The sequence below is a fragment of the Streptomyces sp. NPDC017991 genome (assembly GCF_044328075.1).
Lineage (GTDB): Bacteria > Actinomycetota > Actinomycetes > Streptomycetales > Streptomycetaceae > Streptomyces.
This window is the reverse complement of record NZ_JBIRGP010000002.1, coordinates 766,972-789,127: the sequence shown is the minus strand read 5'-3', so window position 1 is coordinate 789,127 and position 22,156 is coordinate 766,972. Positions and strand designations below refer to the sequence as shown.

Genomic DNA, 22,156 nt, shown 5'->3' with positions numbered 1-22,156 from the left:
CATATCGCGCTCGCGCGCTCGTCCTAGAACGCCGGACAGGCTGGTCTTCCAGCCTGTCCGGCGTTTGAGGACCGGGGGTTCGGGGGCGGAGCCCCTGAGTACGTGACGGGAAGGGTAGGGGCGGCGGGGGCGGGAAAAACCCCTACCGGGCGAGGTGCCGCACCTGGTCCCAGACCCGCGCGTCCACTTCCCCGACCCGCCGCCGGAACTCCCGCACCGGCACCCCCCGCAACTCACCCGTCTCAAGAAAACTCGCGCGCCCCCGCGCATCCCCCACCGACCCCGCGGGCAGCGCGATGACCCCGTCCCGCCCGTCGTCGTGGTACTTCGTCGTGATCTTCGCGACGACGGCCTTGCGCCCCCGTACCGACAGGACCAGACAGGGCCGGTCCTTCGCCCCGGGCCCGTCCTCGAACGGCACGTTCGCCCACCAGATCTCAGCGGGCTGAGGCCGCGACGAGCGCCGGACCCCGTCGGCCCGCCCGGGCGGGCGCCGAGTGGGCCGCTGCTCGGGACGCCTCGCGGGACGCCGCCGCGCGGACGGCTTGCGCCCGCGTCCCCACCCGTCCACGAAGGTCGCCACGGCCGCGAGCAGCACCACGGCCACCAGCGCCGGCCACCACGACATGTTCATGCGTACGACGGTACCCGGCACGCCCGAACCCACGCCCGCACGCCCCCGAACCGGTGACACCGCAGGTGAGTTCCCCCACAACAGCCCTCGACGGAGGAGCGACCCGCCCTTTCGCGCCTTACGCTCGATGGACCGCACGCCCCCCCCTCACGACTCCTTCACGACCCCCGTCTTCACTCCCCGCCCGCGGAGGTTTCTGCTCTATGAAGCTCACCGTCGTCGGCTGCTCGGGGTCGTTCCCGTCCGCGGAATCGGCCTGTTCGAGCTACCTCGTCGAGGCCGACGGCTTCCGGCTGCTTCTCGACATGGGCAACGGTGCCCTTGGCGAGCTGCAGCGCCACTGCGGTCTCTACGACCTCGATGCGATCTTCCTCAGCCACCTGCACGCCGACCACTGCATCGACATGTGCGCGTACTTCGTCGCGCGCTACTACCGCCATGACGGCGGCCGCTGCGATCCGATCCCGGTCTACGGACCCGAGGGCACGGAGCAGCGCCTGACCACCGCGTACGCGGACACCCCCTCCGCCTCCTCCATGAGCGAGGTCTTCGACTTCCACACGGTCAAGCCGGGCTCCTTCGAGGTCGGCCCGTTCTCGGTGCACACCGAGAAGGTCAGCCATCCCGTGGAGGCGTACGGCATCCGCGTGGAGCACGGCGGGCGGTCGCTGACCTACTCCGGGGACACGGGCGTGTGCGACACGCTCGACGAACTGGCCCGGGACACGGACCTGTTCCTCTGCGAGGCCGCGTTCACCCACGGCAAGGAGAACATCCCGGACCTGCACCTCAACGGCCGCGAGGCCGGCGAGACCGCGACCCGGGCCGGCGCGCGCCGTCTCGTCCTCACCCACATCCCGCCGTGGACGGACCCCCAGGCGAACCTGGACCACGCCCGCGAGGTCTTCACCGGCCCCGTCGAACTGGCGGCGCCGCGAGCCACGTACGACATCTGAGCCTCGGGCGCGGCAGGCGGTTCCCGCCCCGTGAACGCGGAATTCCCCGGACCGCCCGCAGGCGGTCCGGGGAATTCCCTGAGATCGAGGAGGGCCTCGCGGCTACTTGGCTTCCGCCTTCTGCAGCTCGGCGAGTTCCTCGTCCGACTCACGGCCCGGAGTCGGGAGGTTGAACCTGACGATCGCGAAGCGGAAGACCACGTAGTAGACGACCGCGAAGCACAGACCCACCAGGACGAGACCCCACGGGTTGGTCGCGATGCCCAGGTTGAGGCCGAAGTCGACCGCGCCGGCCGAGAAGCCGAAGCCGTCCTTCATGCCGAGCGCCCAGGTCAGTGCCATGGAGACACCGGTGAGGACCGCGTGGATCGCGTACAGGACCGGCGCGATGAACATGAAGGTGAACTCGATGGGCTCGGTCACACCGGTGACGAACGAGGTCAGCGCCAGCGAGAACATCATGCCGCCGACGACCTTGCGACGCTCGGGGCGGGCGCAGTGGACGATCGCGAGGCAGGCCGCGGGCAGCGCGAACATCATGATCGGGAAGAAGCCGGTCATGAACTGCCCGGCGGTCGGGTCGCCGGCCAGGAAGCGGGAGATGTCACCGCTCTTGCCCTCGTACTCACCGGCCTGGAACCAGGGGAACGAGTTCAGCAGGTGGTGCATGCCGATCGGGATCAGCGCGCGGTTGGCGACACCGAAGATGCCGGCGCCGACAGCGCCCGAACCGACCAGCCACTCACCGAAGTTGTGCAGGCCCGTGCCGAGGACCGGCCAGATGTAACCGAAGACGATGCCGAGCAGCAGACCCGCGAAGGCGGAGAGGATCGGGACCAGGCGGCGACCGCTGAAGAAGCCCGCCCAGTCGGGCAGCTTGGTGCGGTGGAAGCGCTGGTAGAGCAGGGCCACCACGATGCCCATGACCACACCGCCGAGGACCTTGGCGTCCACGGGCGCGTCGACCATGACGACCTTGCCGTCGACGGCCTTCGCGACCTGCGGCAGGTTCTTGTCGGTGAACGTGGCCAGCACGTTCTTGAAGACGAGATAGCCCGTGACCGCCGCGAGGGCCGTGGAGCCGTCCGACTTCTTCGCGAAGCCGATCGCGATGCCCACGGCGAACAGCAGCGCCATGTTGTCGAGGATCGCGTTGCCGCCCGCCGCCATGAAGCCGGCGATCTTGGTTATGAACGCCGGGAACGACTCGCGACCGAGCATGTCGGTGTTGCCGAGACGCACCAGGAGCGCTGCCGCGGGCAGGACGGCGACCGGGAGCATGAGGCTGCGGCCGATGCGCTGCAGAACAGCCATCGCGCCGGCACCCTTCTTGTTCGCCGCGGGAGCGGCGCTGGCCGTGGACACAACTTCCTCCTGGGTGTCCCCCCGGCCACGGGAGGCCGGAGGAGGGCGAAGCGCCGCCTGCGGACAGGGAAAAGGGAGACGGCGGCGTCTTCGGGGGAACGCGGTCAATGACCACGTGGTCTACACCACTCAGTGGTGTAGACCTGTTGTAGCACGGTGAAGGTGAGATAAGGAACCCGCCAGTTTTGTGGCCCCGGCCATAGCTGGAGGGTCGGCTCATATCGTTATGAACGCGGCTCAGGAGCACGCCGAAGGGCCCCCGGACCGGTCGTCCCGTCCGGGGGCCCTTCGTGGAGCACGGGGCTTCTCGCCCGCGAGCTACGCCTTCGTCACGTCCTCGACCTCGTCCTCCGGCTCCCGCCCGGGCGTCCGCAGATCGAACCTCGTGATCGCGAAACGGAAGACCGCGTAGTAGACGACCGCGAAGCACAGACCGATCGGGATGATGGCCCAGGGTCTCGTGGCGAGGTTCCAGTTGATGACGTAGTCGATCAGGCCGGCCGAGAAACTGAACCCGTCGTGCACCCCGAGTCCCCACGTCACCGCCATGGAGACACCGGTGAGCACCGCGTGCACCACATACAGCGCCGGCGCGATGAACACGAACGAGTACTCGATCGGCTCGGTGATGCCCGTGACGAACGAGGTCAGCGCGATCGACAGCATCAGACCGCCGATCTCCTTGCGCCGATGGGGTTTCGCACAGTGCGTCATGGCCAGGCACGCGGCCGGCAGCGCGAACATCATGATGGGGAAGAACCCGGACGTGAACTGCCCGGCATTCGGATCGCCCGCCAGGAACATGTTGATGTCCCCGTGCACGACCGACCCGTCCGGCTTGGTGAAGCTGCCGAACTGGAACCAGATGGGCACATTCAGGAACTGGTGCAGCCCGATCACCAGCAGCGCGCGGTTGGCGACACCGAAGACACCCGCACCCCACGCGCCCAGACTCACCAGCCAGTCGCTGAAGTCCTCCAGGCCCCGGCCGATCGGCGGCCACACCCACAGGCAGAGCGCGGCGAACGCGATCGCCACGAACGCCATGATGATCGGCACCAGCCGGCGGCCGTTGAAGAAACCCAGCCAGTCGACGAGCCTGGTGCGGTGGTAGCGCTGCCAGAAGTAGGCCGCCATCAGCCCGATGGCGATACCGCCGAACACACCCGGATTCTGGTACGTGAAGACCGCCACCGTGCCGTCCTGCGCCTGACAGCCCGCCGCCACCACCTTCGCCTGGTCCGCACAGTCCTCCGGGAACTGCCGCAGCACGCTGTAGTAGACGAGGAAACCGGCCGTCGCCGCCAGCGCCGTCGAACCGTCCGCCTTCTTCGCCATCCCGATGGCCACACCGACGCAGAACAGCAGCGGCAGACCCAGCGAACCGTCGAGCAGCGCACCACCCGCGCCCGCCATCACCTTCGAGACGTTCGTCCAGCCCAGCCCGTCGGCCCCGAACACGTCCGGCTGCCCCAGCCGGTTGAGGATGCCCGCCGCCGGCAGTACCGCGATGGGCAGTTGAAGGCTGCGGCCCATCTTCTGCAGACCCTGGAACAGGTCGCTCCACCGGGAGCGCGCGGGCACGGCCGCACTGTCGGCACTCATGGGTGTCCTCCTGCGTCCCAGGTTTGGCCGCCGCTGAAAACTGGTGTAGACCAGTCGGCGAACGATATGTGAACGGTTCTCGCTGTCGTGATCGCCATCATTCGGCAGGGGCGACGTGGCCGCTCGCGAAGATGGGCCAACTGTGGGTTACTGCGAAAAAGCGCTGCGACAAAGCGGTTCGGATCAGGGAGAAGGACATGGCCAGCAAGGCTGAGAAGATCGTCGCCGGGCTCGGTGGCATCGACAACATCGAAGAGGTCGAGGGCTGCATCACCCGGCTGCGCACCGAGGTCGTCGACCCGAGCAAGGTCGACGAGGCCGCCCTGAAGGCCGCGGGCGCCCACGGCGTCGTCAAGATGGGCACCGCGATCCAGGTCGTCATCGGCACCGACGCCGACCCGATCGCCGCCGACATCGAAGACATGATGTAACTGCCGGGACAGGTGTCGAGGTCTCACCCGGGCGAGGGGCCGCTTCCGGATACGGGGGCGGCCCCTCACCCGTGTACGACTAGGCTCTTCGCCATGTCTCGCATCGACGGCCGCACGCCCGAACAGCTCCGCCCGATCACCATCGAACGCGGCTGGAGCAAGCACGCCGAGGGCTCCGTCCTCGTCTCCTTCGGCGACACGAAGGTCTTCTGCACCGCCTCCGTCACCGAAGGTGTCCCGCGCTGGCGCAAGGGCAGCGGCGAAGGCTGGGTGACCGCCGAATACTCCATGCTTCCCCGCGCCACGAACTCCCGCGGCGACCGCGAGTCCGTCCGCGGCAAGATCGGCGGCCGCACCCACGAGATCAGCCGGCTCATCGGCCGCTCCCTGCGCGCGGTCATCGACTACAAGGCACTCGGCGAGAACACCATCGTCCTGGACTGCGACGTCCTCCAGGCCGACGGAGGCACCCGCACCGCCGCCATCACCGGCGCCTACGTCGCCCTCGCCGACGCCGTCACCTGGGCCCAGGGCAAGAAGCTCATCAAGGCCAACCGGCAGCCCCTCACCGGAACGGTCAGCGCCGTCTCCGTCGGCATCGTCGGCGGCGTCCCCCTCCTCGACCTCTGCTACGAGGAGGACGTCCGCGCCGACACCGACATGAACGTCGTCTGCACCGGCGACGGCCGCTTCGTCGAGGTCCAAGGCACCGCCGAGGCCGAGCCGTTCGACCGCGACGAACTCAACTCCCTCCTCGATCTGGCCGTGCTGGGCTGCACGGAACTCGCTGTCGCCCAGCGCACGGCACTTGATACGGTCCTCGAAGGGTAAAGGACGTACCAAGAAGGCCGGAGGTCGCGGGCAACCACGGCACCGGCGGTCGCGTCCCTACAGGTGCGGGCGAGCGGCACACCACCGTCTCGCCCGGCCAGCACCAAACGGGGGCCCTGAGGCCTACGAAACGGGCCCTCGGGGGCCTGACCACGGGAGGACCGTTCCATGGCCGCGAGCCGTCGCCGACCACGCCGTATCACCGCCGTCGCCGCAGCAGTGGCAGCCGTCGCGCTGACGGCCGGGCTCACCACCGGCTGCGACGCCGTCAACAAGGCGCTCGACTGCGTCCAGACCGCCGACACGATCGCCGACAGCGTCACCGACCTCCAGCAGGCCGTGGAGAACGCGTCGAACGACCCGACGCGGACGGACGACGCACTCGACTCGATCGACAAGAACCTCGACACCATCGGCGACAAGACCGACAACGTCGACATCAACAAAGCCGTGGACGACCTCCAGAAGGCAGTCGGCGACGTCCGCGACGACATCAAGAACGGCGACGAGACCCCCGACATCAGCTCCGTCACCGACGCGGCGGGCGAGCTCACCAAGGTCTGCACCCCGTAGCGACAGCGGCCGGCCCCGGCGGGCGGCGAACGATCACGGGCGGCACGCGAACAGAAGCGTCCACCCAGTGCCTGCCACGGCACTAGTGCCGTGGCAGGCACTGGCTAGGGTGAGCACCATGACCCGCCTGATCCTCGCCACCCGCAACCCCGGAAAGATCACCGAGCTGAGGGCGATCCTCGCCGCAGCAGATCTGTCACACGAACTCGTCGGCGCGGACGCCTACCCGGACATCCCCGACGTCAAGGAAACCGGCGTCACCTTCGCCGAGAACGCGCTGCTCAAGGCCCACGCCCTCGCCCAGGCCACCGGACTCCCGGCCGTCGCCGACGACTCCGGCCTGTGCGTCGACGTACTCGGCGGCGCCCCCGGCATCTTCTCCGCCCGCTGGTCCGGCACCCACGGCGACGACCGCGCCAACCTCGACCTCCTTCTCGCCCAGCTCGGCGACATCGCCGACGGGCACCGAGCCGCCCACTTCGCCTGCGCCGCCGCCCTCGCCCTGCCCGACGGCACCGAACGCGTGGTCGAGGGCCACCTGCGAGGCACCCTGCGCCACGAACCCGCCGGCGCCCACGGCTTCGGCTACGACCCGATCCTCCAGCCCGACGGCGACACCCGCACCTGCGCGGAACTCACCCCCGACGAGAAGAACGCGATCAGCCACCGGGGCAAGGCGTTCCGAGGACTCGTACCGGTGGTGAAGGAACTGCTGGGCTGAACTACACCTCACCGTACGAACGCATCGTCACCCGGGCGGCCAGGTCTATGCCGTTCGCGCCCGCCGGTGACGGAAGGCGCAGCGCCTTGTCGAGCACGGGTCCCAGTGGGCCGCAGCCCGAAGTCCCCGGTACGGCAAAGCGGTTGTCCGCCACTCCGAAGGTGACGACCAGCGGGTCCGGCGTGACGACCTTCGGCGGATCCGTCTCCAAGAGCACCAGATGGACCGGGTCCGCCCCACTGCCTATGGAGCAACCGGGTGGCACCCCGGGCCCGGATATCCGGAACGTCAGATCCAGCTCGCCACGCCGCTCGTCGTTCGACTGGAAGTCGGAGTACCCGCCGTACCGCGGCGTGATCGACAGCGGCGTACCCCGAACTCGCAGGGGAGCGGCGGCCATCGCGCCGAACACCTGACGGAACTCGCCGTCCACCGTGCCCTCCGCGAACGTGATCGCCAGCGGGCGGCCGTCCGGCACCTCGACATCGACCCGGCCGAGCGTCAGATGCCCGACGGCCGTCATCGCCTCGCAGCGCCACCGCGCCGGATCGGCGCCGGGGGGCAACTCGGACAGGGCCGGGCAGTCCTGGAAGCCGCGATCCCGCGTGCCGAGGTCGCGGTCGCGGCCAGTGCCGGGCCCGGCATGAGCGGGCACCATCGCCGCCGCGCCCAGGCCCGCGGCGAGAGCCACGGCGGACAACGCCCTCGCGATACGTCGGACAGGAAACATGAAAACCCCCAGGTGAGCGACCGGTTGAGTGACCGGATGGGCGGAAGGCTGTCGCCCACCGCGCTTCCTCAAGGATTGCAGCCATTCCTCTGCAATGGAAGGTCTGCAGAGAAAATTCTGCAGAAATATGTCTGCAGAGAATCGGCTGTGCGGACGGTAAACTGCCCCCATGAGCGACGAAGGCGAGTCACGGCCCGCACGCGCGCCGACGGAGCCGGGCGGCGAGCGGCGCACCGTCAGCGACCCCGCGGCCCTCAAAGCGCTCGCCCACCCGCTACGGCTGAAGATCCTCCGTCACCTCGCCGTCTCGGGCCCGGCGACCTCCACGACCCTCACCGCCGCGCTCGGGGAGAACACCGGCACGCTCAGCTACCACCTGCGCCGGCTGGAGAGCGGCGGCTTCATCGAGGACGTACCGGAGCGGCCCAACAGCCGTGAGCGCTGGTGGCGGGCGGTGCGCGGGCTCGACGTACGCAGGCCGGCGCAGGACGAGATGACCGACGGCGAGCAGGCGGTCGCGGGAGCCCTGGACCGCCTGCGGCTGGACGAGGACATCGAGTTGGCCCGGCGGTTCACGGAAGGGCACGGGGAATCGGAGGGCTGGATGCGCGGCTCCCGCAGCCTCAGTCACCTCACCAAGGACGAGGTGACCGCGTTCCACGACGCCTACCTGGACCTTCTGACCCGCTTCGCCCGGGGTCCGGAGGAGGCCCCGCCCGACGCGAAGCCAGTGCTGCTGCGATGGTTCGCGCTGCCGGCCGGGCAGTAGCGCGAAGCGGCAGGTGTCACGCTCGGCGCAAAGCGACGGCCTGTGAATCAACCCTTCGATTCACAGGCCGTCTGCCGTGCGGCGGAAGGGATTCGAACCCTCAAGCCGTTTCACGGGCCACAGATCCTAAGTCTGCTGCGTCAACCGTTGCGCCACCGCCGCCAGCGCATGCCATCGTACCGGTCAACTGGTCGGTGGTTCGAGGGGGTTTGCGTCACGCGGTTCACGGCTCCCCGGACTCGGGCCGTCAGATCTCCAGGTCCTTGATGATCTTCGCGACGTGGCCGGTCGCGCGGACGTTGTACAGGGCCCGTTCCACCTTGCCCTCCTCGTCCACCACGATCGTGGAGCGGATGACGCCCAGGTAGGTCTTGCCGTAGTTCTTCTTCTCGCCGAAGGCGCCGTACGCGTCCAGGACCGTCTTGTCCGGGTCGGCGACCAGGGTGACCTTCAGGTTCTCCTGGTCGCGGAACTTGGCGAGTTTCTCCGGCTTGTCGGGGGAGACGCCGATCACGTCGTAGCCGGCGCCCGCGAGCAGGTCCAGGTTGTCGGTGAAGTCGCAGGCCTGCTTGGTGCAGCCTGGAGTGAGCGCGGACGGGTAGAAGTACACGATGACCTTGCGGCCCTTGTGGTCGGCAAGGGACACCTCGTTGCCGTCGGCGTCGGGCAGGGTGAAGGCGGGGGCGGTGTCGCCGGGCTGGAGTCGCTCGCTCATCTCGGTTCGGTCTCCTTGCGAGGTGGTGGATACGGAACCGAGCGTAATGGGGGTGCCGGGCGGTGCGCGGAGGGTGAAGCTGACAGACTGTCGATCAGGTACAGGGCCGACAGGAACCGGCCATGGACCGGCCACGGGAAGAAACGACCACGATTACGGAGGCAGCGCGTGTCGGACACGTCGAGCACGCCGGACACCAGGACTCCGGCGCAGATCGAGGCGGACATCAAACGCCGTCGCGAAACCCTCGCCGAGACGCTCGACGAGATCGGTGTGCGGGTGCACCCGAAGACCATCGTCGGGGATGCCAAGGCCAAGGTGGCGTCCAGCGTCGACCACACGCTCGGACGCGCCTACGTCGGCGTCAATCGCGTCGTCGACGATGTGAAGGGCCAGTTCGTCACGGAGGACGGGGCGCCGCGGCTGGACCGCATCGTGCCCGTGGCCCTCGTGGTGGTCGGCGTCGTCGGACTGCTCACCCTGGGCCCCAGGCGTTCCGGGCGCCCCAGGCGCCGCAGGCGCTGAGCCCGGCCCGAACCCTTCCGTACCCCACCCACGTACGAGTGGCGCGAAGGCAGGTAAATTCGGACCGTGAGCGCCAAGAGGACTGAGCCCAGCAGCCAGCACGACAAGCTGCCCATCCGGATGCTGCACGACCGTGTGCTCGTGCGGCAGGACGCCGCCGAGGGTGAACGCCGGTCGGGTGGCGGCATCCTGATCCCCGCGACCGCGGCGGTGGGCCGGCGGCTCGCCTGGGCCGAGGTCGTGGCGGTCGGGCAGAACGTACGGACGGTCGAGCCGGGCGACCGGGTGCTGTACGACCCGGAGGACCGCGCCGAGGTCGAGGTGCGCGGCACCGCGTACGTGCTGATGCGCGAGCGGGATCTGCACGCCGTCGCCGCGGACCGGTTCGAGGGGTCCGAGGACTCCACGGGCTTGTACCTCTAGACACGGCCGAAGTCCAAGGAGCAGGCAGCGGGGGCTGGTGACCATCGTCACCAGCCCCCGCTGCCTGCTCCTTGCTACCTTGGAAGAACCCGACGAGACGCGCCGTACCGGGACAGGCAAAGACGACGCACCCCTGTTGATTCCCGCACGGAGGTGCCTCATGGCCTGGGTCCTGCTCGTCGTCGCCGGTCTGCTCGAAGTCGGCTGGTCGGTCGGTATGAAGTACACCGAGGGGTTCACGCGGCTCGTGCCCAGCGTGCTCACCGGTGCCGGCATCGTCGCCAGCATGCTGCTGCTGTCGTACGCGGCGAAGACGCTGCCCATCGGAACCGCGTACGGGGTCTGGGTGGGCATCGGCGCGGCCGGGGCGGCGGTGTACGGCATGGCGGTGCTCGGTGAACCGACGACCGCCGCCCGGATCTTCTTCGTCTGTCTGCTGCTGGTGGCCGTGGTCGGCCTGAAGGCGACCTCCGGCCACTAGCCGGCGCCCCCTCCGGGACGCCGGCGTCGGGGCTACGGGAAGTCCCCGAACGTCGTCCCCGTGCTCCCGTCCGCCCCGTCCGTGGTCGTCCCGCCGTCCGTCGTGGCGCCGCCGTCCCCCGTGGTGCCGCCCGTGGTGCCGCCGTCCGTGGTCGTGCCACCGCCGTCGGTCGTCGTGCCGCCGGTGCCGGTGGTCCCGCCGTCCGTGGTGGTGCCGCCGCCGTCGGTCGTCGTGCCGCCCGTGTCGGTGGTGCCCCCGTCGGTGGTGGTGCCGCCGTTGTCCTGGCCCTGGGTGTCCGGGGTCTCCTCGCCTCCCGTGGTCGTGCCGCCGTCGGTGGAGGTGCCGCCCGTGGCGGTCGCGTCCTCGTCGGGGTCGGCCGGCGGGAGTTCCTGCTCCTCGGCGCCGTCCTGGAGGTTCAGGTCGAAGTCCTGGACCTTCACGCCCTTCAGCGCGGCCTTCGTGTACTGGGCCCAGATCTGCGCCGGGTACCCGCCGCCGTTGATACGCGCCTGCCCGAGCGCCCCGTACAGCGCCTTGTGCTCACCGGTGTCGGGGTCCTGGCCCATCACGGCGACGACCGTGGCGAGGTTCGGGGTGTAGCCCGCGAACCAGGCCGCCTTGTCGTCCTCCGCGGTGCCCGTCTTGCCCGCCACGGGACGCCCGGCGGCCTGCGCGGCCGTACCGGTGCCGCCCTCGACGACGCTCTGCAGGATCGAGGTCGTCGTGTCGGCGGACTCCCGGCTGACGGCCTGCTCGGTCGCCTTGTCCGGCAGCTTCACGTCCTCGGAGCCGTCCTTGGTGACCTTCTCGATCATCGTGTACGTGCCGTGCTTGCCGTGGTTGGCGAGGGTCGCGTACGCCTCCGTCATGTCGAGGACGCTCGCGGTGGCGGTGCCGAGCGCGATGGACGGGGACGCGTTCAGGTCGGGGGTGTCGGCCGGGATGCCGAGGTCGACGGCGGTCTGCTCGACCTTCGCGGAGCCGACGTCCACGGCCAGCTGCGCGTACACGGAGTTCACGGACTTGTCGGTGGCGGTACGGACCGGGATCTGGCCGTACGAGACCTGGTCCTCGTTCTCCGGGGCGTACGTGCCGTCGTCCCAGCCCTGCACGGGCCGCTTGTTCGTGCCGTCGTAGACGGTGTTCGGGGTGATCGTGCGGCCGTCCTGGGTGACCGAGTCGTTCTGCACGGCCGAGGTGAACACGAACGGCTTGAAGATGGAGCCGACCTGGTAGTCCCGGCGGGTGGCGTTGTTGTAGTACTGCTTCGTGTAGTCGATGCCGCCGTACATCGCGAGGACCTTGCCGGTCTTCGGGTCGATGGAGGCGCCGCCCGCGCGGACGTAGTTGTCGACCTTGCGGTTCTTCTTGTCGAGTTCGTCCATCACCTGGTCGTCGACGGCCTTCACGAAGGCGTCCTGCTTGGGCTTCTGCAGGGTGGTCGTGATGCGGTAGCCGCCCGCGTTCAGCGCGTCCTCGCCGAGGATCTTGTTGTCGGCGAGGTAGTCGTTGACGGCCTTCACGATGTAGCCGCGCTGGCCCGACATCCCGGCCGCGACCACCGTCTCCTTGGGGGCGGGGAACTCGACGTCGGCCCGCTCCGACTCGCTGATCCACTTCTTCTTGACCATGCCGTCGAGAACGTAGTTCCAGCGGGCCAGCGCGGCCGGCTTGTTCTCGGGGTGCGCGACCACGTCGTACTCGCTCGGCGCGTTCAGGAGCGCCGCCAGGTAGGCGCCCTGCCCGGCCGACAGGCCCTTGGCGTCGACTCCGTAGTAGGCCTGTGCCGCGGCCTGGACGCCGTACGCGTTGCGGCCGAAGTAGCTGGTGTTGAGGTAGCCCTCAAGGATGTCGTCCTTGCTCTTCTCCCGGTCCAGCTTGATGGAGATGAAGAACTCCTTCACCTTCCGCGTGACCGTCTGCTCCTGCGCCAGGTAGTAGTTCTTCACGTACTGCTGGGTGATCGTCGAGCCGGACTGCTTGCCCTTGCCGGTCGCGGTGTTCCAGCCCGCGCGGAGCATCGCCTTGGGATCGACCGCCGACTCGGTGTAGAAGTCGCGGTCCTCGGCGGCGAGCACCGCGTGCTGCGCGTCCTTGGAGATCAGGGACAGGTCCACGTTCTCGCGGTTCACCTCGCCGTCGCGGGCGAGCTGGCTGCCGTCCGCGTACAGGTAGACGTTGCTCTGCTTGATCGCCGTCGCGTTGGCCGACGGGATCTTCACCAGGTAGTAGCCGAGCGCGAAGGCGCCGACGAGCAGCAGGATCACGCCGACGAACGTGCCGAGCACCATCCGCCAGGTCGGGATCAGCCGCTTCCAGCCGGTGCGCTTGGGCCGCTTGGCCTTCTTCGACTCCTCGGATCTCTCGGGCTTCCCGGGCCTCTCGGGCCCCTCACCGGGTGCGGCTCCCGCGCCGACGGACGCGGCCGTCAACGCGACGGTCGCGTGGTCCCGCGCGTCCGGGCCGCCCGGGCCGTCCGGATCGTCCGGGCCGTCCGGCGTCCCGCCGGATGCGGCCGATGTCGCACCCGGTACGTCCGGAGCCGTCCCCGACGCCTTACCGGGTGTATCCGACTTACCAGGCTTACCCGGTGTGCCCGGCTCATCCGGTGTGCCCGACGCGCCCGCCGAGGCGGAGTCGGGGTCTCTCGGTGCCCAGCCCTCGCTCGGCTGCTGCGGCTGCGGCTGGTCGTTCATCTTGTGCCGTGCTCCCGTTTCACGTCGTACGTCTGGTACGCCCTCGTACGCCTGCTGCGCCCTCCCTTGAAGACTGTCCCACCCGGCGAATCGTTCCCAGCGCGTGGCACGCTTCCCAGGAGAAAATGCCTGGCACGCGGTACCGCCCCGGGACTAGGCTCCAGCGCTTTGGCTCAGAACGGCTGGAGAGGGTTCCTGGTGCGGGCTTGGAGGTTGTACGCGGCCGTCGCGGCGGGCGGGTTCCGGCGGTACGCGACCTATCGGGTGGCCACCGCCGCGGGCGTGTTCACCAACACCGTCTTCGGACTGATCCTGGCGTACACGTACATCGCGCTGTGGGACGAGCGGCCGGGGCTCGGCGGGTACGACCAGGCGCAGGCGGTGACGTACGTGTGGGTGGGGCAGGGGCTGCTGTCGGTGGTCGCGGTGATGGGCGGCGGCTTCGAGGACGAGATGATCGAGAGAATCCGTACGGGTGACATCGCCATCGACCTCTACCGGCCCGTGGACCTCCAGGCGTGGTGGCTGGCGGCGGACGCGGGGCGGGCCGCGTTCCAGTTGCTGGGGCGCGGTGTGGTGCCGATGGTGTTCGGCGGGCTCGTCTTCCAGCTCGCGCTGCCCGCCGACGCCGGGACCTGGCTGGCCTTCCTCGTCGCCGTGGTGCTGGGGGTCCTGGTGAGTTTCGCGATCCGCTATCTCGTGGCGCTGGCGGCGTTCTGGTTCATGGACGGGGCGGGGGTGCAGCAACTGGCCGTCCTCGCCGGCCTGTTCTTCTCCGGGATGACCCTGCCGCTGAACGTCTTCCCGGGCGCGCTCGGCGAACTGGCCCGCGTACTGCCCTGGTCGGCGCTGATGCAGGCCCCGGCGGACGTGCTGCTCGGCGAGCGCACGGGCCTCGCACTGCTGCGTACGTACGCCTTCCAGGCCGCCTGGGCCGTCGGGCTGCTGGCGGTGGGCCGGCTGGTCCAGTCGGCGGCGACGCGCAGGGTGGTGGTCCAGGGTGGCTGACCTGCGGGAGAAGCCCGGCCCCGGCGGCGGTACCGGCTCCGGCTCCGGCCCCGATACCGGCCCCGATACCGGCTTCGGGTCCGCGCCGACGTACGGGTCGCGGCTGGTGGACGGGCTGCGGGCCTACCGGCTGATCGCCTGGATGTGGATCCGCTCGACGATGGCGTACCGCGCGTCCTTCGCGATGACGCTCTTCGGCAACTTCGCGGGGACCGTGCTCGACTTCGTCGCGATCCTGCTGATGTTCTCGCGGGTCGACGAGCTCGGCGGCTACTCGCTCGGCGAGGTGGCGTTCCTGTACGGGCTGTCCAGCGCGGCGTTCGGCGTCGCCGATCTGACGCTCGGTTCGATGGACCGGCTCGGGCAGCGGGTGCGGGACGGCACGCTCGACACCCTGCTCGTACGCCCCGCGCCGGTGCTCGCGCAGGTCGCCGCGGACCGGTTCGCGCTGCGGCGCCTGGGCCGGATCACCCAGGGGCTGCTGGTCCTCGGGTACGCGCTCGTCGTGGTCGACATCGACTGGACCCCGGCGAAGGTGCTGCTGATGCCGGTGACGGTGGTCAGCGGGGCCGCCATCTTCGCGTCGGTGTTCGTGGCGGGCGGGGCCTTCCAGTTCGTGGCGCAGGACGCGTCCCAGGTGCAGAACTCGTTCACGTACGGCGGCACCACGCTGCTGCAGTATCCGCCTACCGTCTTCGCGAAGGACCTGGTGCGCGGGGTGACCTTCGTGCTGCCGCTGGCCTTCGTCAACTGGCTGCCCGCGCTGTACGTGCTCGGGCTGCCGTATCCGCTCGACCTGCCGGAGTGGGTCGCGTTCCTGTCGCCACTCGTGGCCGTCGTCTGCTGCGGGCTCTCGGGTCTCGCGTGGCGGGCGGGCCTTCGTTCGTACCGCAGCACCGGGAGTTAGCCGCACATGAAATCCACTCACGCGGACACCGGCGTGCCGCACTCCGACAGTGACTTCATCAGCCTCGACGGCGTGGAGAAGGTCTTCGACGTACGCAAGAAGACCGGCTTTCTGCGCAGTGAGCGGCGGGAGGTGCGGGCGGTCGACTCGATCTCCTTCACCGTGTCGCGCGGCGAGATGGTCGGCTACATCGGGCCGAACGGCGCGGGGAAGTCCACCACCATCAAGATGCTCACCGGCATCCTCACGCCCAGCGGCGGCCGTCTGCGCGTCGCGGGCATCGACCCCTCCCGTGAACGCACCCGGCTCGCGCGGCGCATCGGCGTGGTGTTCGGGCAGCGGACCACCCTGTGGTGGGATCTGCCGCTCATCGACTCGTACCGGCTGATGCACCGCATGTACCGGATCCCGGACGCGCGGTACGCGGAGAACCTCGACCGGTGTGTCGAACTCCTCGAACTGGGCGAGCTGCTGGACGTGCCCGTACGGCAGCTCTCGCTGGGGCAGCGGATGCGCGGGGACATCGCGGCGGCGCTGCTGCACGACCCCGAGGTGCTGTACCTGGACGAGCCGACGATCGGGCTCGACGTGGTCAGCAAGGTGCGGGTGCGGGAGTTCCTGCGCGACCTCAACGCGGAGCGCGGCACGACCGTGCTCCTGACGACCCACGACCTCTCCGACATCGAGCAGCTGTGCCGGCGGGTGATGGTCATCGACCACGGGCGCCTGATGTACGACGGTGCGCTGACCGGGCTGCACGAGATCGGGGAGAGCGAGCGGACGCTGGTCGTGGACCTGGAGCGCGAACTTCCGCCCATCGAGGTGGAGTCGGCGCGGGTGGTGAGGGTCGAGGGGCCCCGGCAGTGGCTCGCCTTTCCGGCGGCGCAGTCGGCGGCGCCGCTGGTGGCGCGGATCGCGGCGGAGTATCCGCTGGTCGACCTGTCGGTGCGGGAACCCGATATCGAGGCGGTCATCAGCCGCATGTACGCGGGGAAGGCAACCTCGTAGGCTTCTGTCCATGACGGACGAACTCCCGGCCGAACCTTCCGGCGGACTCCCCGAGTTGCGCGCCTCCGATGCCGATCGCGAACAGGTCGCCGAAGTGCTGAGGGACGCCCTCGCCGAGGGCCGCCTGGACATGGCGGAGTTCGAGGAGCGGCTGGAGGCCACGTACAAGGCGCGTACGTACGGGGAGTTGGAGCCGATCACCCGGGATCTGCCCGCGCCCGGTGTCTCCGTGCCCGCGCCCGCCGTGTCGATGGTCAAGCGGTCCGCGGGCGCCGTCGGTACGGGGGACTGGGCGAGCCGGATCGTCGGCGGTGAGGGCTCTTCCCGGTGGGGCGTCGCGGTCATGTCGGGGTTCGAGCGCAGGGGGCACTGGACCGTGCCGAAGCGGTTCAACTGCTTCGCGTTCTGGGGCGGCGGTGTCGTGGATTTGCGCGAGGCGAACTTCGCGGACGGCGAGGTCGTGGTCAACTGCGTCGCCGTCATGGGCGGGGTGAACGTCATGGTGCCGCCGGGGGTCGAGGTCGTCGTCCGTGGGATCGGGATCATGGGTGGGTTCGACCACGGGCAGGAGGGTGTCGCGGGCGAGCCGGGGGCTCCGCGGGTCGTGGTCACCGGGTTCGCGTTCTGGGGCGGGGTGGGGGTGGAGCGGAAGATCTCGAAGGCGGAGCGGGTCCGTATGCGGGAGGAGCGGAAGCGGGAGAAGCTGGAACGCAAGGCCGCACGGCGGGAGGAGCTGGAAGCGGGGCTCGATTGAGGGGGGGTGCCCCCTCATGGCCCCCTGTGCTCCCGCGGGTTGTGCGTCGCCTGCGGGCGCGTCGTGGCCGGCCGCGCAGTTCCCCGCGCCCCTAGGGGCCTGGGGCCCCTTTAGGGGCGCGGGGAACTGCGCGATCAGCCCCCACCGGGGCGCGGTCGAAGTACGAGCTTTAAGGGGCGCGGGGAACTGCGCGAGCAACCCCCACCGGGGCGCGGTCGACGTGCGAGCTCCGGCCGGGGAGGGCTAGAGCTGGGCCGGGGCTGAGCCCTTCAGGTCGGGCAGGTCGAAGATCTCCGCCATGCGCTTGTAGCCCTTGTCGCTCGGGTGCAGATGATCCCCCGAGTCGTAGTCGGACCGCAGCCGCCGAGGGTTGTAAGGATCGCGGAGCGCCTTGTCGAAGTCGGCGTAGTCGTCGAAGACCTTCCCCGCACGGATCTGCGCGTTGACGGCCTGCCGGGTGTCCTCCAGATACGGCCGGTATCCCCGATGCCCCTGGAACGGCATGAGCGTGGCCCCCACCACCCGCAGCCCCCGCGCATGCGCCAGCCGCTTCAGCTCACGCAACCCCGCGGTGATCCGGTTCGCGTCGGTCTGGTTCGGCGTCCGCAGGATGTCGTTGACGCCGAGGGCGATCACGACCGCCTTGACGTTGGTGCGGCCGAGCACGTCACGGTCGAAGCGGATCAGCCCGCTCGGATTCTCGGCGGGCCGGCCGAGCCCGCTGGCCAGGACGCGGTTGCCGCTGATGCCCTGGTTGACCACGCTGTAGCGGGGCCCGTCGGAGCCGGCCGCGTGCAGCCGTTCGCCGAGGACGTCCGTCCAGCGCCGGTTCTCGCCCACGGTCGAGGTCACACCGTCGGTGAGCGAGTCGCCGATGACGACGACCGTGCCCTGCGACTCGTTGCTCAGCACGTCCAGCGCGGTCAGATACCGCCAGTAGGGCGTCTGCCCGGTGTACGCGACCCCGCTGACGTCCTCCGTGCGGTCGCCCTCCGCGGTGTACGAGATCTGCCGTGCCTGCGGGTGGTAGGTGACGGGCCCCGACGGCGTCGGCGAGTACGTCGTCACCAGCACGTCGCTGCCGTGCGGGACCAGCAGCCGTACGGCGTCGCTGACGACCTGCTGCCCGGCGGGCACCACCACCGAGGGACGGCCGCCGAAGGTGAGGCGCCGCATCGTGTCCGCTGTCGCGGCGGCGTTGTTCGCGGTGGCCGCGACGGCGACCGAGGCGTGCGTGATGCTGAGCGGCTGCTGCCCGTACAGGTTGGACAGGGTGATCCGGGCCGCGGTACCGCCTACGCCGACGTGCACCACGTTGCGTACCGAACGGCCCGCCATGCCGTTCGTCTCGGTGCCCGGCTCCGATCCGGCCGGGGACGCCGACCAGGCGCCCACCCAGGTGCCGACGGACGCGGGGGCCGCCGAGTTGTGCGGGGTCCGGCCGCCGACCACGGCGGTGGTCTCCCCGCCGTCGTCGGCGGCGACTCCGACGTATATGGCGGTCGAAATGGCGACGATCACAGCGACGATCGCGGCCAGCAAGGCATAACCGTGACGCTTGGTCATGCGGTGCGTATCTCCTCGGAAAAATGGGAGCCCGGAGCTCCGGTGTGATGACCCCATGATGAGGCATGGCGCGGGAGGAACCCCTCATGACCCCTCGGCCCCGTGAAATCCCCCGCCCGGACAGACGCGGGGAACTCCTGTTCCGTTCCAGGAGCCGGTCAGGTTGGAACAATGCGTTACGGGGGACGGGGAACGGATGGAGCGGATGGAACGAACGAAAGAGGATGAAGCGGGGGAAACCGGCCCGGAAGGGCAGTCTTCCCGCCCCGGCGGTGTGGCGAACCCCACGAGCGGCACCCGGGCCATCGGAGCCGGCGGGTCCAGCAGGGCCGGCGGGGCGGCTCCGGGCGCCGCGGGGGCCGACCGCGCCGCGCCGAACCGGGCGATGAACTCGTTCAGCCCTGCCGACGAGGAGAAGTTCCGCGCTGTCCGCCGCATGAAGCTCATGGCGACCGGACTGCTGCTGTTCGTCGCCGTCGTCTACGTACTCGCCAAGTGGGCCGGGAACTCCGGCGCGGGCGCCTGGACGGGTTACGTGGCCGCCGCCGCCGAGGCCGGCATGGTCGGCGCGCTCGCCGACTGGTTCGCCGTCACCGCCCTGTTCCGGCGGCCGATGGGCCTGCCCATCCCGCACACCGCGATCATCCCGACCAAGAAGGACCAGCTCGGCGTGTCGCTGGGCGAGTTCGTCGGAGAGAACTTCCTCTCGCAGGACGTCGTACGGCAGCGGCTGCGCGCCGTCGGCATCGGCAGCCGGCTCGGCACCTGGCTGGCCCTGCCCGAGCACGCCGACCGGGTGACCGACGAGCTGGCCACCGCGCTCAGGGGAGCCCTCGCGGTGCTCCGCGACTCGGACGTGCAGGCCGTCGTCGGCGAGGCCATCAACCGGCGGGCCGACGCCCAGGAGATCGCCCCCGGCATAGGGAAGACGCTGGAGAGGGTCGTCGCGGACGGCGGCCACCGGCGGGTCGTCGACCTGATCTGCGTACGCGCCCACGACTGGCTCGTCCTCCACAACGAGCAGGTGATGGACGCCGTACAGGGCGGCGCCCCCGGGTGGACCCCGCGGTTCGTCGACAAGCGGGTCGGTGAGCGCGTCTACAAGGAGCTGCTGCGTTTCGTCACCGAGATGCGCGACATGCCCGCCCACCCGGCGCGTGGCGCCCTCGACCGTTTCCTCACCGACTTCGCCTCCGACCTGCAGTCCGACACCGACACCCGGGCGCGGGTGGAGAACCTCAAGCGCGAGGTCCTCGGCCGGGGCGAGGTCCAGGACCTGATCGCGTCCGCCTGGTCCTCCGTACGGCAGATGATCGTGTCCGCGGCGGAGGACGAGCGCAGTGAGCTGCGGTTGCGTGTGCGGGCGTCGCTGCTGTCCCTCGGGACGCGGATGGCCACCGACGCGCGGCTGCAGGGCAAGGTCGACGGGTGGGTCGAGGGGGCCGCGGTGTACGTCGTGACGACGTACCGGGACGAGATCACCTCGCTCATCACCGAGACCGTCGCGGGGTGGGACGCGGAGCACACGTCGCGGAAGATCGAGGCGCATATCGGGCGTGATCTGCAGTTCATCCGGATCAACGGCACGGTTGTCGGCTCGCTGGCGGGCCTTCTCATCTATGCGGTGTCGCAGGCTTTCGGGGCGTGACTCCGGCGGGTTCGCTTCCGCGGGCTGTGCGGTCGCCTGCGGGCGCGTCGTGGCTGGCCGCGCAGTTCCCCGCGCCCCTAGGTACCTAGGGGCGCGGGGAACTGCGCAATCTGTTGGGCGCGCCCCCACCGGCCCGCAGCCAACCGCACAACCCGCAGACCGCCCCCCCCACCGGCCAGGTGAGAGCGCGGCGGATCGGGGCACTCGGGGAGATGTTCCCGAACCGCAAGGAGGGGTGCCATGGCCGTCACCGATGCCGGGTCCGCGGAGACCGGAGCCGTCACCACCGCCGTGCCCGCCCGACTCGACCGGCTGCCCTGGTCGCGCTGGCACTGGACCATCGTCATCGGGCTCGGCACGGTCTGGATCCTGGACGGCCTCGAAGTCACCGTCGTCGGCAACATCGCCGGCCGGCTCTCCGAGGAGGGCAGCGGGCTGCCCATCTCGGCCGCGCAGGTCACCGGTATCGCCGCCGCCCTGTACGTGGCCGGAGCCTGCTCGGGCGCCCTGTTCTTCGGCCGGCTCACGGACAAGTTCGGCCGCCGCAAGCTGTTCATGGTCACCCTGGCCGTCTATCTCGCGGCGACCGCCATGACGGCGCTCTCCTTCTCCACCTGGTGGTTCCTCCTCTTCCGCTTCCTCACCGGCTTCGGCATCGGCGGCGAGTACGCGGCCATCAACTCGGCGATCGACGAACTGATCCCCTCGAAGTACCGCGGACGCGTCGACCTGATCATCAACGGCAGTTTCTGGCTGGGCGCGATCGCCGGCTCGCTCCTGTCGATCGTCGCGCTGAACACCGACCTCTTCGCGATGAACGTCGGCTGGCGGCTCACCTTCGTCCTCGGTGTCGTCCTCGGCCTGGTGATCCTGCTCGTACGCCGCAACGTCCCCGAGAGCCCGCGGTGGCTGTTCATCCACGGCAAGGGGGAGGAGGCGGAACGCCTGGTCACCGAGGCCGAGCGGCAGATCGAGGAGGAGACCGGCCGCGACCTCCCACCGCCCGCCGGTGAGATCACCATCCACCAGCGCAAGAGCATCGGCTTCGGCATCATCGCCCGCACGGTCTTCACGACGTACCGCAAGCGCGCCGTCCTCGGCCTCTCCCTCTTCATCGGGCAGGCGTTCCTCTACAACGCGATCACCTTCGGCTTCGGCGCGATCCTCACCAAGTTCTTCGACGTACCGACCGGCAGCACCGGTTACTACTTCGCCGTCATCGCGGTCGGCAACTTCCTCGGCCCGCTGCTCCTCGGCAAGTTCTTCGACACCGTGGGCCGCCGGATCATGATCTCGTCCACGTACCTGCTCTCCGGCATCCTGCTCTTCGGCACGGCCTGGCTCTTCGACCGGGGCTCGCTGACCGCGACCACCCTGACCGCCTGCTGGTGCGTGGTCCTGTTCTTCGCCTCGGCGGGCGCGAGCAGCGCGTATCTGACGGTCTCCGAGATCTTCCCGATGGAGACCCGCGCGATGGCCATCGCCTTCTTCTACGCCATCGGCACGGCGGCGGGCGGCATCAGCGGCCCGCTGATCTTCTCGGAGCTCACCAGCACGGGTGTCGTCGGCGACACGGTCCTCGCCTTCCAGATCGGCGCCGGCCTGATGTGCGCGGCGGGCCTCGTCGCGGCACTGCTCGCGGTGAAGGCGGAGGGCCGCTCCCTGGAGGACATCGCCAGCCCCCTGTCGACGGCGGAAGCTTCCTAGGGCCTCCTGGCCGAACCGCCGAACCGCCGAACCGCCGAACCGCCGAACCGCCGAACCGGCGACCTGGCGGCCGGGCGAACTGAGTACGCGTACTCTGTCGGCC

General features: G+C 69.8%; 22 protein-coding genes, 1 tRNA gene and 1 riboswitch. Of the genes, 15 read left to right on the top strand and 8 right to left on the bottom strand.

Features of this window, described 5'->3' with window-relative positions; translation table 11 throughout:
- Window positions 1-142: 142 nt before the first annotated feature.
- Complete coding sequence (locus tag ACH4DZ_RS08010; RefSeq protein ID WP_398286086.1) at window positions 143-634, bottom strand: type II toxin-antitoxin system PemK/MazF family toxin; 492 nt, start codon at window positions 632-634, stop codon at window positions 143-145.
- A 203-nt stretch (window positions 635-837) separates the two neighbouring features.
- On the opposite strand from ACH4DZ_RS08010, the gene ACH4DZ_RS08005 reads away from it, so the two are divergent.
- Window positions 838-1,590, top strand: coding sequence for an MBL fold metallo-hydrolase (locus ACH4DZ_RS08005; protein ID WP_398286085.1), 753 nt, complete (start codon window positions 838-840; stop codon window positions 1,588-1,590).
- Between the two features lie 102 nt (window positions 1,591-1,692).
- On the opposite strand, the gene ACH4DZ_RS08000 is transcribed toward ACH4DZ_RS08005, so the two are convergent.
- The gene (locus tag ACH4DZ_RS08000) at window positions 1,693-2,955 is read right to left on the bottom strand and encodes a PTS transporter subunit EIIC (protein WP_398286084.1); all 1,263 of its coding nucleotides are present in this window, start codon (window positions 2,953-2,955) and stop codon (window positions 1,693-1,695) included.
- A gap of 318 nt (window positions 2,956-3,273) precedes the next feature.
- Complete coding sequence (locus ACH4DZ_RS07995; protein ID WP_398286083.1) at window positions 3,274-4,560, bottom strand: PTS transporter subunit EIIC; 1,287 nt, start codon at window positions 4,558-4,560, stop codon at window positions 3,274-3,276.
- A gap of 131 nt (window positions 4,561-4,691) precedes the next feature.
- Here ACH4DZ_RS07995 and ACH4DZ_RS07990 point away from each other — a divergent pair, with 131 nt between their 5' ends.
- The 4 genes from ACH4DZ_RS07990 (at window position 4,692) to rdgB (ending at window position 7,116) form a co-directional block, all read left to right on the top strand.
- Window positions 4,692-4,991 carry a glucose PTS transporter subunit EIIB gene (locus ACH4DZ_RS07990; RefSeq protein WP_384805189.1) on the top strand — a complete coding sequence of 100 codons (300 nt, stop codon included), beginning with the start codon at window positions 4,692-4,694 and terminating at the stop codon, window positions 4,989-4,991.
- 93 nt (window positions 4,992-5,084) lie between these two features.
- Window positions 5,085-5,822: a ribonuclease PH gene (gene rph, locus ACH4DZ_RS07985; protein ID WP_398286082.1), complete on the top strand. Its 738-nt coding sequence runs from the start codon at window positions 5,085-5,087 to the stop codon at window positions 5,820-5,822.
- A gap of 168 nt (window positions 5,823-5,990) precedes the next feature.
- Window positions 5,991-6,395, top strand: a complete 405-nt coding sequence (locus ACH4DZ_RS07980; protein ID WP_398286081.1) for a hypothetical protein — start codon at window positions 5,991-5,993, stop codon at window positions 6,393-6,395.
- 118 nt (window positions 6,396-6,513) lie between these two features.
- Entirely contained in the window at window positions 6,514-7,116 is a 603-nt protein-coding gene (gene rdgB / locus ACH4DZ_RS07975) for an RdgB/HAM1 family non-canonical purine NTP pyrophosphatase (protein ID WP_398286079.1), read from the top strand.
- A 1-nt stretch (window position 7,117) separates the two neighbouring features.
- On the opposite strand, the gene ACH4DZ_RS07970 is transcribed toward rdgB, so the two are convergent.
- Window positions 7,118-7,846, bottom strand: a complete 729-nt coding sequence (locus ACH4DZ_RS07970; protein WP_398286078.1) for a hypothetical protein — start codon at window positions 7,844-7,846, stop codon at window positions 7,118-7,120.
- A gap of 169 nt (window positions 7,847-8,015) precedes the next feature.
- Here ACH4DZ_RS07970 and ACH4DZ_RS07965 point away from each other — a divergent pair, with 169 nt between their 5' ends.
- Complete coding sequence (locus ACH4DZ_RS07965) at window positions 8,016-8,615, top strand: ArsR/SmtB family transcription factor (protein WP_398286077.1); 600 nt, start codon at window positions 8,016-8,018, stop codon at window positions 8,613-8,615.
- Window positions 8,616-8,692: 77 nt separating this feature from the next.
- On the opposite strand, the gene ACH4DZ_RS07960 is transcribed toward ACH4DZ_RS07965, so the two are convergent.
- Both ACH4DZ_RS07960 and bcp read right to left on the bottom strand, forming a co-directional pair.
- Window positions 8,693-8,777, bottom strand: a tRNA-Leu gene (locus ACH4DZ_RS07960).
- 85 nt (window positions 8,778-8,862) lie between these two features.
- Window positions 8,863-9,330 (bottom strand): thioredoxin-dependent thiol peroxidase, encoded by a 468-nt coding sequence (gene bcp / locus ACH4DZ_RS07955; RefSeq protein ID WP_398286076.1) that lies wholly within the window; start codon window positions 9,328-9,330, stop codon window positions 8,863-8,865.
- A gap of 168 nt (window positions 9,331-9,498) precedes the next feature.
- Between bcp and ACH4DZ_RS07950 the strand changes: the two genes are divergently transcribed.
- The 3 genes from ACH4DZ_RS07950 to ACH4DZ_RS07940 all read left to right on the top strand — a co-directional run bounded on the left by ACH4DZ_RS07950 (window position 9,499) and on the right by ACH4DZ_RS07940 (window position 10,759).
- Complete coding sequence (locus tag ACH4DZ_RS07950) at window positions 9,499-9,855, top strand: DUF3618 domain-containing protein (protein ID WP_398286075.1); 357 nt, start codon at window positions 9,499-9,501, stop codon at window positions 9,853-9,855.
- Window positions 9,856-9,921: 66 nt separating this feature from the next.
- Complete coding sequence (locus ACH4DZ_RS07945; RefSeq protein ID WP_107015997.1) at window positions 9,922-10,278, top strand: co-chaperone GroES; 357 nt, start codon at window positions 9,922-9,924, stop codon at window positions 10,276-10,278.
- Between the two features lie 65 nt (window positions 10,279-10,343).
- Window positions 10,344-10,410: riboswitch (guanidine-III (ykkC-III) riboswitch) on the top strand.
- Window positions 10,411-10,438: 28 nt separating this feature from the next.
- Window positions 10,439-10,759, top strand: coding sequence for a multidrug efflux SMR transporter (locus ACH4DZ_RS07940; protein ID WP_189775160.1), 321 nt, complete (start codon window positions 10,439-10,441; stop codon window positions 10,757-10,759).
- 32 nt (window positions 10,760-10,791) lie between these two features.
- On the opposite strand, the gene ACH4DZ_RS07935 is transcribed toward ACH4DZ_RS07940, so the two are convergent.
- Window positions 10,792-13,455: a transglycosylase domain-containing protein gene (locus ACH4DZ_RS07935; protein WP_398286073.1), complete on the bottom strand. Its 2,664-nt coding sequence runs from the start codon at window positions 13,453-13,455 to the stop codon at window positions 10,792-10,794.
- A gap of 198 nt (window positions 13,456-13,653) precedes the next feature.
- On the opposite strand from ACH4DZ_RS07935, the gene ACH4DZ_RS07930 reads away from it, so the two are divergent.
- The 4 genes from ACH4DZ_RS07930 (at window position 13,654) to ACH4DZ_RS07915 (ending at window position 17,132) form a co-directional block, all read left to right on the top strand.
- Window positions 13,654-14,463, top strand: coding sequence for an ABC transporter permease (locus ACH4DZ_RS07930; RefSeq protein WP_398286071.1), 810 nt, complete (start codon window positions 13,654-13,656; stop codon window positions 14,461-14,463).
- 103 nt (window positions 14,464-14,566) lie between these two features.
- Window positions 14,567-15,370: an ABC transporter permease gene (locus ACH4DZ_RS07925; RefSeq protein ID WP_398286237.1), complete on the top strand. Its 804-nt coding sequence runs from the start codon at window positions 14,567-14,569 to the stop codon at window positions 15,368-15,370.
- 6 nt (window positions 15,371-15,376) lie between these two features.
- Entirely contained in the window at window positions 15,377-16,378 is a 1,002-nt protein-coding gene (locus ACH4DZ_RS07920) for an ATP-binding cassette domain-containing protein (RefSeq protein ID WP_398286069.1), read from the top strand.
- A gap of 10 nt (window positions 16,379-16,388) precedes the next feature.
- A complete protein-coding gene (locus tag ACH4DZ_RS07915; RefSeq protein WP_398286068.1) occupies window positions 16,389-17,132 on the top strand; it encodes a DUF1707 domain-containing protein in 744 nt (247 codons plus the stop codon).
- A 243-nt stretch (window positions 17,133-17,375) separates the two neighbouring features.
- On the opposite strand, the gene ACH4DZ_RS07910 is transcribed toward ACH4DZ_RS07915, so the two are convergent.
- Entirely contained in the window at window positions 17,376-18,698 is a 1,323-nt protein-coding gene (locus ACH4DZ_RS07910) for an SGNH/GDSL hydrolase family protein (protein ID WP_398286067.1), read from the bottom strand.
- 196 nt (window positions 18,699-18,894) lie between these two features.
- Here ACH4DZ_RS07910 and ACH4DZ_RS07905 point away from each other — a divergent pair, with 196 nt between their 5' ends.
- Together ACH4DZ_RS07905 and ACH4DZ_RS07900 are read left to right on the top strand one after the other, a co-directional pair.
- Complete coding sequence (locus ACH4DZ_RS07905) at window positions 18,895-20,346, top strand: DUF445 domain-containing protein (protein WP_398286065.1); 1,452 nt, start codon at window positions 18,895-18,897, stop codon at window positions 20,344-20,346.
- Between the two features lie 240 nt (window positions 20,347-20,586).
- Window positions 20,587-22,053, top strand: coding sequence for an MFS transporter (locus tag ACH4DZ_RS07900; protein WP_398286064.1), 1,467 nt, complete (start codon window positions 20,587-20,589; stop codon window positions 22,051-22,053).
- Window positions 22,054-22,156 lie beyond the last annotated feature (103 nt).